General features: G+C 55.8%; 7 protein-coding genes. 5 read left to right on the top strand and 2 right to left on the bottom strand.

What is annotated here, in order from left to right:
• The first annotated feature begins 11 nt into the window (after window positions 1–11).
• The 4 genes from dxs (at window position 12) to CHB83_RS22485 (ending at window position 4,585) form a co-directional block, all read left to right on the top strand.
• Window positions 12–1,955, top strand: coding sequence for a 1-deoxy-D-xylulose-5-phosphate synthase (gene dxs / locus CHB83_RS22470; protein ID WP_089334383.1), 1,944 nt, complete (start codon window positions 12–14; stop codon window positions 1,953–1,955).
• 287 nt (window positions 1,956–2,242) lie between these two features.
• Window positions 2,243–2,788 carry a YceI family protein gene (locus tag CHB83_RS22475; protein ID WP_089334384.1) on the top strand — a complete coding sequence of 182 codons (546 nt, stop codon included), beginning with the start codon at window positions 2,243–2,245 and terminating at the stop codon, window positions 2,786–2,788.
• Window positions 2,789–2,970: 182 nt separating this feature from the next.
• A complete protein-coding gene (locus CHB83_RS22480) occupies window positions 2,971–3,738 on the top strand; it encodes an alpha/beta fold hydrolase (protein WP_089334385.1) in 768 nt (255 codons plus the stop codon).
• A gap of 88 nt (window positions 3,739–3,826) precedes the next feature.
• Complete coding sequence (locus CHB83_RS22485) at window positions 3,827–4,585, top strand: alpha/beta fold hydrolase (RefSeq protein ID WP_179225612.1); 759 nt, start codon at window positions 3,827–3,829, stop codon at window positions 4,583–4,585.
• A gap of 225 nt (window positions 4,586–4,810) precedes the next feature.
• Here CHB83_RS22485 and CHB83_RS22490 read toward each other — a convergent pair whose 3' ends face one another.
• Window positions 4,811–5,158, bottom strand: coding sequence for a hypothetical protein (locus CHB83_RS22490; protein WP_143437255.1), 348 nt, complete (start codon window positions 5,156–5,158; stop codon window positions 4,811–4,813).
• A gap of 151 nt (window positions 5,159–5,309) precedes the next feature.
• Window positions 5,310–6,308, bottom strand: a complete 999-nt coding sequence (locus CHB83_RS22495) for an aspartate-semialdehyde dehydrogenase (RefSeq protein WP_089334388.1) — start codon at window positions 6,306–6,308, stop codon at window positions 5,310–5,312.
• Window positions 6,309–6,435: 127 nt separating this feature from the next.
• Here CHB83_RS22495 and CHB83_RS22500 point away from each other — a divergent pair, with 127 nt between their 5' ends.
• A complete protein-coding gene (locus CHB83_RS22500; protein ID WP_089334389.1) occupies window positions 6,436–8,793 on the top strand; it encodes a lamin tail domain-containing protein in 2,358 nt (785 codons plus the stop codon).
• Window positions 8,794–8,887 lie beyond the last annotated feature (94 nt).

An 8,887-nucleotide genomic window follows, 5' to 3' on the forward strand; every position in this document is an offset into this window, starting at 1 on the left:
ACTCCTTGCACATGATTGTCGAACCTGGTGCCCTGCTGGCGGAGATTAATTCGCCCGACGACCTCAAGAAGCTCAGTCCAGACCAGTTGGTTCAGGTAAGCCAGGAGCTGCGGCAGTTCATCATTGATTCCGTATCGATTTACGGCGGACACTTTGGGGCCTCGCTAGGAGTAGTGGAGCTAACGGTAGCTCTGCATTACGTTTTCAACACGCCCTACGACCAGTTAGTGTGGGACGTAGGACACCAGGCCTACGGTCATAAAATTCTCACTGGCCGCCGCGACCGGTTTCCTACCAACCGTCGTTACCACGGTATGTCGGGTTTTCCGAAGCGCAGCGAAAGTGAGTACGATGCTTTCGGCGTGGGCCACAGCTCCACTAGCATTGGTGCCGCACTAGGCATGGCCGTAGCCTCCGACTACAAGAAAGAATTTGACCGTCAGCATATTGCCGTAATTGGCGACGGTGCCATGACGGCCGGTATGGCGTTTGAGGCGCTCAACCACGCGGGCGTAGAGAAATCCAACCTACTGGTTATCCTCAACGATAACTGCATGAGCATTGACCCCAATGTGGGCGCGCTCAAAGAATATCTCACCGATATCACAACGTCCCGCACGTATAACAAGGTGCGTGATGAGCTGTGGAATGTACTCGGCAAGCTCTCAAAGTTCGGCCCCAATCCCCAGCAGATTGCCCGCAAGGTAGAGTCGGCCATGAAGGCTACCCTGCTTAAGCAGAGCAACCTGTTTGAGGCGCTGAACTTCCGCTATTTCGGCCCCGTGGATGGCCACGATGTGCAGCACCTCGCTACTATCCTCAACGACCTCAAGAGCATTCCGGGGCCCAAAATCCTGCACTGCGTAACGGTGAAAGGAAAGGGCTACGCGCTGGCCGAAAAAGACCAAACCTTATGGCACGCGCCCGGCCTTTTCGATAAGGTAACCGGTGAAATTCACAAAAAGACCTTCTCTACCCCCCAAGCACCCAAGTACCAAGATGTATTTGGTGAGACAATGGTAGAGCTGGCCGAGCAGAATGATAAGATCATGGGTGTGACGCCGGCTATGCCGTCGGGTTCATCGTTGAACATCATGATGAAGGCCATGCCCGACCGCGCCTTCGATGTGGGCATTGCCGAGCAGCACGCCGTTACGTTCTCCGCTGGCCTTGCCACGCAGGGTTTGGTGCCGTTCTGCAACATTTACTCCTCGTTTATGCAGCGTGCCTACGACCAGGTGCTGCACGATGTGGCTTTGCAGAACTTGCACGTCGTTTTCTGCCTCGACCGCGCTGGTTTTGCCGGTGCCGATGGTCCTACCCACCACGGCTGCTACGACCTAGCCTATATGCGCTGCATCCCCAACATGGTGGTATCGGCCCCCATGAATGAGGAAGAGCTGCGCAACCTGATGTACACGGCCACCCTGCCCGAAAACGCCGGCCCGTTCAGCATCCGTTACCCCCGCGGCGAAGGCGTCATGCCGGAGTGGCGCAAGCCGCTGAAAAAGCTTACCATTGGCACGGGCCGTGTGGTGCGCGAGGGCGAAGGAGTAGCAGTACTTAGCATCGGTCACATCGGCAACTACGCCGTGAAAGCTACTCAACAGCTCGCCGCCGAAGGCCTCAACCCAGGTCATTACGATATGCGTTTCTGTAAGCCGCTGGATGAGGAAATGCTGCACAACATTGCTCGTCAGTATAAAGGCATTGTGACGGTAGAAGATGGATGCCTACCCGGTGGTTTTGGTGCCGCCGTGTTGGAGTTCTTGGCCGATCATGGATACAGCCTACCCGTGAAGCGCCTCGGCATCCCCGACCGCATTGTGGAGCACGGCACTCAGGATGAGCTCTATAAAGAGTGTGGTTTTGATGCCGCTGGTATTGCCAGTGCCCTGCGTGAATTGGCCGGTAAAGTAGTTGCTCAGGCCCCGGTAGAAACTGTGTTGCTATAAGCTGATTGCCTGTGCAAAAAGCCTCGCCAGATTCGTCTGGTGGGGCTTTTTGCTTATATCCAGTCGGGCAACACAGGCTATAGCAAGGAGCCTACGTTGCGCTGAAAATGGGGTGAATGGCTACGCTTCCCCTTCAGCATTAGGGGGTTCTTACTGAAGTAAGGGAACAAAAAAATATTTATTCATGTAGGTACATCAATCAAATAAATGTCTCTACATTTGTCCCAGATTCAGCGGCGCAGATGCTCCAGAGTCTTCCAGTGTCATCAACAGCAACGCCTACTACTATGGCTACTACCACTTGGGTAATTGACCCCACCCACTCCGAAGTACAGTTCAAAATCAAGCACCTCGTTATTTCTACCGTTACGGGCTCGTTCAAGAAGTTTGAAGGCCAAGCTGTAACGGAGAATGACAGCTTCGAAAACGCCCAAGTGAGCTTTGCTCTGGACGTGAACAGCATCGATACCAACCAGGAGCAGCGCGACGAGCACCTGCGCAACAACGACTTCTTCGACGCTGCTACCTACCCTCAGATTACCTTCACTTCGACTTCGCTAACCCAAAAGGGCAGCGACTACAAGCTGACGGGCAACCTGACCGTGAAGGACGTAACCAAGCCCGTGACGCTGGATGTAGAATTCGGCGGCGTAGCCAACGATTTTTACGGCAACGAAAAGGCCGGCTTTGAAATCAGCGGCAAAATCAACCGCAAAGAGTTTGGCCTGACCTTTCACGCCGTAACCGAAGCTGGCTCTATCGTGCTCGGCGACGACGTGAAGCTGTCGGCCAGCGTGCAGCTGATCAAGCAGAAAGAAGAAGTAGCTGCCTAAGCTGCTAAGCTAAGCCGTTGATCAAACGGCCACGCAAGAACGTCGTGCTGGGCTTACCGCAGCATCTTTACGCCTCGTTGTTATAGTAACGCACTACAGCAACATCGGTCGTGAAGATGCCCCGATAAGTCCGACACGACGTTTTTTTGTTGCTCTGATTATCAACAACGTATACGCCTAGCATGTCATCTCACCAGCCTACCATCGTTTTCCTGCACGGCTTCGCCGAATCGCGCGCCATCTGGACGGAGTTTATCCGTGCGTTTCCGGCCGGCTACCAACTTTTTACGCTCGACCTTTTGGGTCACGGCGACAACATTTCTGACGGTTCCGACTACTCTATGGAAGCGCAGGCCCGCTACGTGGCGGAGCAGCTGCGCCAGCAAAACGTGGAGCAGGCGTTACTAGTGGGCCACAGCATGGGCGGCTACGTGGCCTTGGCGGTAGCCGAGGAAATTCCCGATACAGTGGCCGGCTTGGTACTGTTTCACTCCACTGCCTTACCTGATACCGATGAGAAAAAGGCTAACCGGGACAAGAACAAGGACTTTGTGCTCCGTCATGGAGTAGGGAAGTTTATGGACTCCTTTATCCGGCCCCTGTTTGCGCCTGCCAACCGGGAGCGGCTGGCAGCGCAGCAGGCGTTCTTGGAGGCTATTGGCCGGGACACACCAGAAGCTACCGTGTTGGGCGGGCTGGAAGCCATGAAAAACCGGCCCGACCGCACGCACTTGCTACGCGAGGCTCGTTTTCCGGTGCTTTTTATCGGTGGCAAAGATGACGTGGCCGTGGCTGTAGAAAGCTTGCTGCCTCAGCTTGCTTTACCTGCTGAGAGCTATGCGTTGCTACTAAGCAATGTGGGTCACTTAGGGTATTTCGAAGAGCCTGAGCGCACGCGCCACGCCCTGCTGGCTTTTGCTGAGGCGATATACGGAATTACAGGTCGGTAGCTCGGCCTTAACGACTGCCATTGCTTGCTCGTACAGGGAGCAGAGGCCACCTAGGATGCTGGGTGGTCCTTCTTTTTCAGCACTACTCATGAGCAAAGCCCCGGCTACTATCGTTTTCCTGCACGGCTTCCTAGAAAGCAACGAAATTTGGGACGAGTTTCTAACAGATTTCCCCTCGCACTACCGCGTACTGCGTCCTAACCTGCCTGGCTACGGCCCCGACCCCCAACCGGCCGCCGACTACTCCCTGGAAGCCGCCGCCGATTACCTGCAAGCAACACTTAAGAAGGAGGGCGCGCATGAGGTGCTGCTAGTGGGCCATAGCATGGGGGGCTACGTGGCCCTGGCCTTTGCTGAGAAGTTTCCGGCTCAGGTAGCAGGACTCTGTTTGTTTCATTCCTCTTCTCTACCCGATGCGGAGGAGGATGCAGAACGGCGCCAGCGTAACCGAGAGTTTTTGCAGCAGCACGGGGTAGCGGCTTTCACGCAGGAGTTTCTAAAGCCGCAGTTTGCAGCTGCCCACCGCGAGTCGATGACTAACCATCTGGAAATGTTGCAACGCATTGGGGCCGCTGTACCCTTGGAAACGGCGTTAGGAGGAATAGACGCCATAGCTCGCCGCCCCGACCGGCGCTCGGTGTTGGAAAGGGCTACCTACCCGGTCCTGTTTATTGCTGGCAAAGACGATAAGGCGGTGCCCTTGGAAAAGACGCACGAGGAAAGCCTGCTCCCCGACCACTGTACCGTACTCTGGCTAGCCAATGTGGGGCACGTCGGGTTTCTGGAGCGCCCCACCGACACGCGCAAAGCCATTGAGGGCTTTGCAGAGCTGGTATTTGGGAAGTAAGGATTTGCTGTGCCGATATCAGCAACAGCCATTGAATCTATGAGAAGAAAATAAAAAGCCCTCTTGGCTCTGCCAAGAGGGCTTTTTATGAAGCCTAAGTAGTAGTTACCGCTGCACCAGAACCATTTTGTCGCGCAGGCTAGTCGGAGCTTCATCTAGGGACCTAGCGCGCAGATTAGTTTTATCAACGGGGTTGAAGCTCTGGGCGCTAGGTACTAGTACGCCTTACATTGCTTTGTCGGAAATCCGATACATGGCTCCGGTAGTGGGGTCTACGATCAGCAAACCAATCAAGCTTCCGAACAGGCGGTTGCTAAAGTACCAGCCGCTAAGATCGGCCTCCAGCTTCATCGTTTTGTCATCTAAGCCAGGCTTCGAGAGTTTGGTCTGGTAGCTGGCTTTGGCAAAGTAGCCAGCGCCCGATTTTAGCGTAATGGACACTAGGGCTACACCACTAAACACCTCTTTGCTGTGGCCGCCGGTGATAGTGATGTTGGCACCAACCGGTGCGCTGCCAATGGCAATGGGGTAACGGCTTTTGCTAACGAATAGAAGCGCAACTGCCGGGGGCAAGCGTGGCCGCGAAGGCCAGGTATACAATTACTCTTATTATAGTAGAAAAAGAAGAGGGTACCTAGCTATGTATAAGTGCTATAGCAAAATACAGGGGCCGAAGATAATAGTCTCCGGCCCCTGTAGGTAGGCTGCAGTAGAACAATCAGACTTATTCTTGTAGCAAACCCATTTCCAGCATTTTCTCCGCAATCTGCACGGCATTGGTGGCTGCACCCTTGCGCAGGTTGTCGGCCACTACCCACATATTTAGGGTGCGGGGCTGGGTTTCGTCGCGGCGTAGGCGGCCTACCAACACGGCATCTTTGCCGTGGGCGTCTTTGGGCATCGGGTACACGTTGTTTTTCACGTCGTCTACCAACTCTACGCCTTCGGTCTGGCGAAGCAGTTCGCGAACTTGCTCCAGATCAAACTCTTCGGCAAACTCCACGTTCACGGCTTCCGAGTGACCACCCATTACGGGAATGCGCACGGTAGTAGCCGTTACGCGGATGTTGTCATCGCCAAATATTTTCTTGGTCTCCTTCACCATCTTCATTTCCTCCTTGGTGTAGCCATTGTCCTCGAACACGTCGATGTGAGGCAACACGTTCAAGTCGATGCGATGAGGGTAAGCCTGGGACGTTACCTCGGCGCCGGAGCGCTCCTGCATAAGCTGATCTACGGCTTTCTTGCCCGTGCCCGTTACGCTCTGGTAGGTGCTCACCACAATGCGCTGGGCCTTGTAGGTTTCGTGCAGCTTGTTGAGGGCTACCACCATCTGAATGGTGGAGCAGTTGGGGTTGGCAATGATTTTATCGTCGGCCGTTAGCTCTTTGGCGTTGATTTCGGGTACCACCAGCTTCTTGGTGGGGTCCATGCGCCACGCGGAGGAGTTGTCGATAACGACGGTACCTACTTCGGCGAAGCGCGGAGCTTGCTCCTTGGAGATAGAGCCGCCAGCCGAGAAAATAGCTACGGCGGGACGAGCCGCAATGGCGTCGTCCATGCTCACTACCTTATATTTTTTGCCCTGAAATTCAATTTCCTGACCTACCGATTTCTCGGAGGCCACGGGCAGGAGTTCAGTGACCGGGAAGTTGCGCTCGGCCAGTACTTTCAGCATTTCGCCCCCGACCAAGCCGGTGGCGCCTACTACGGCTACTTTCATGAGGTTTAGGTATTTGTCGGAGGTAAAGGTACATCATGAATTGTGGTATATTTCACCCTGTAGCTCCGAACTGTTCCTTGGGTAAAATAGGAGCTGCACTTCGGCAATTCATCAGGCTTTATTTCGCGTGAAACTATTACTACTGCTACTATTATGCGCCGGTGCTAGTCCGGCTACTGCGCAGCTTGTGGAGTCCTTTACGGACGGCAACTTCACCCAGAACCCAACCTGGACGGGCGACGCCTCATCCTTTCAAGTAAACGCGGCTCAGCAGCTCCAAACCAGTGGCCCAGCCACTACCGGCACCGAGTTGCAACTCCTCACTCCCTGCACAGCAAGCACCGGCACAACGTGGGAGTTTTGGGTTAACCTCAAGCTGGCGACTAGCGGCGGCAACTACGCCGACGTGTGGCTTATGGCCGACCAAGCCGACTTGAAAGCTACGGGCACTAAAGGCTACTTTGTGCGCTTAGGTGGCACCACCGATGAAGTAGCCCTGTTCCGGAAAGATGCCTCAGGTAGCCCCATATACGTCATCAACGGGCAGGATGCCACACTTAGCTCAACCACCAACAACTTGGTACGCGTGCGGGTGCGGCGCAACGTGCAAAACCAGTGGACGCTGGAGCGCGACTTAGCGGGTGGCACTACCTACGTGAGCGAGGGCACTGCCACCGACGCTACCCACCAGCGGAGCGCCTATGTCGGCGTCTATGCTACGTACTCATCGGCCAATAGTCGGGCGTTTTACTTCGATGACTTTCGCGTAACAGATGCTACTGCTCCCGTGCTCACGCGGGCTGTTGCTACGGCTGCCCGGCAGCTTGATGTGGCGTTCAACGAACCAGTAACAGCTACCCAAGCTGCCACCAACTACCAGCTGGCCGGAGCGGGAGCCCCCCGTATAACGGCCGCCACGCGTGATGCGGCCGACGCATCAGTAGTGCACCTAACCTTAGCCGCCGACTTGCCATTGGGGGCCACTACGGTGGAAGCGCGCAACGCAACCGACGTATTTGGCAACACGGCGGCTGGCTCCCTATCGGTAAGCTTCCAGAACAATGGGTTTCCTGTGGCGCCTGGGATTAATCAACTACTCATTACGGAGCTGCTAGCCGATGAAAGCCCGGTAGTGGGCCTGCCTACTTCGGAGTTTATGGAAGTGCATAATCCCTCCGCTACTGCCGTGCTAGACCTGGCGGGCGTGCGGCTGCTAAAGCCGGGTAGCAGCACGGCTGCGGTATTTCCAGCTGGCGCCGTACTGCTACCCGGTGAGTATGCCGTGGTATGCGCAAGCACGCGCGGTGCGCAGTTTGCTAACTACGGTAAAGTGTTCGGGCTAAGTAACTTTCCTAGTCTTAGTAATGCCGGCGACCAGTTAATACTTCGCGCCAAAGATGGTCGCACCTTGTTCGAGGTAAGCTATGCTGACGCGTGGTACCAAGATGCGCGCAAAAAAGACGGCGGCTGGACTTTGGAAATGATAGATACGGCCACTCCTTGCGCTGCCGGCTCCAACTGGCGAGCTAGTACAGATGCTAGTGGGGGTACACCCGGCCGTGCCAACTCTGTACGCGCTACCAACCCCGACCGCACGGCCCCCACGTTGCTCCGTGCCCTAGCTGTTTCCACAACTACTGTCCGCTTATTCTTTGCCGAAAAGCTAGATAGCGCCACCGCTGCTACAACTACTCTGTACGCTATTACGCCCACCATAGCCGTCACCCGCGCGGCGCCCGTGTCACCCGACTTTCGCGCCGTGGACCTCACACTAGGTGCGCCACTTACCCCAAACCAGCCGCTGACGGTGACGGTGCAACGCATTACCGATTGCGTGGGAAATGCTGCCGGCCCTGCTACCTCGGCTACCTTTGCGGTGCCCGTACCGGCCGTCGCGGGCGACGTAGTCATCAACGAAATCCTGTTCAACCCCCGCACGGGTGGCGTAGATTTCGTGGAGCTGCTGAATCGCTCCACCAAGTACGTGGACCTGCATGGCTGGGAACTGGGCAATGAAAAGCCCGATAAGACCCTGGATACTGAGCCCATCAGCGCCAGCGCAGTGATGCTAGGACCGGGGCAGTTAGTGGTGCTCACTACCCGCCCCGATGTAGTGCAAAGTCAATACCCTACTAGTACCAACCCAGATGCCCTCCTTACTCTGCCAGCCCTACCTACTTTCCCGGATGATGCCGGTGCTGTGGTAGTGCAGGATGCCCAGGGCATGGTGCTAGACCGCTACGCCTACAATACCTCCCAACACTTGACGCTGCTAGACGACGTGAATGGTGTATCGTTGGAACGGATTCGTGCCGCGGGTGCTAGCGTGGCTGCGAACTTCCACTCGGCGGCCGGCAGCGTGGGGTATGCCACGCCTGGCCGGCCCAATTCTCAGCAGCAAAACGACCCCACGGGTGCTGGCACGCTGGTAAGTGGTCAGCTAAAAGTAACCGTATACTCAGTTCCGACTCTGGGCATGAGGTAGTCGAGCTTGTCGCGTAGGGTTTGCTCGGTGCGATAGTCGTCCGGGGTGAGCCAGTAGTGCTTGCAGCGGTGCCAGAGGATTTCGATCAGGTTCA

Origin of the sequence: Hymenobacter mucosus, assembly GCF_900188255.1 — a bacterium.
GTDB lineage: Bacteria > Bacteroidota > Bacteroidia > Cytophagales > Hymenobacteraceae > Hymenobacter > Hymenobacter mucosus.

What these genes read in the sequence shown, in the direction of transcription:
- dxs (WP_089334383.1), top strand. Translation starts at nt 12, where the DNA reads ATGATTGTCGAACCTGGTGCCCTGCTGGCGGAGATTAATTCGCCCGAC.
- CHB83_RS22475 (WP_089334384.1), top strand. Translation starts at nt 2,243, where the DNA reads ATGGCTACTACCACTTGGGTAATTGACCCCACCCACTCCGAAGTACAG.
- CHB83_RS22480 (WP_089334385.1), top strand. Translation starts at nt 2,971, where the DNA reads ATGTCATCTCACCAGCCTACCATCGTTTTCCTGCACGGCTTCGCCGAA.
- CHB83_RS22485 (WP_179225612.1), top strand. Translation starts at nt 3,827, where the DNA reads ATGAGCAAAGCCCCGGCTACTATCGTTTTCCTGCACGGCTTCCTAGAA.
- CHB83_RS22495 (WP_089334388.1), bottom strand. Translation starts at nt 6,308, where the DNA reads ATGAAAGTAGCCGTAGTAGGCGCCACCGGCTTGGTCGGGGGCGAAATG.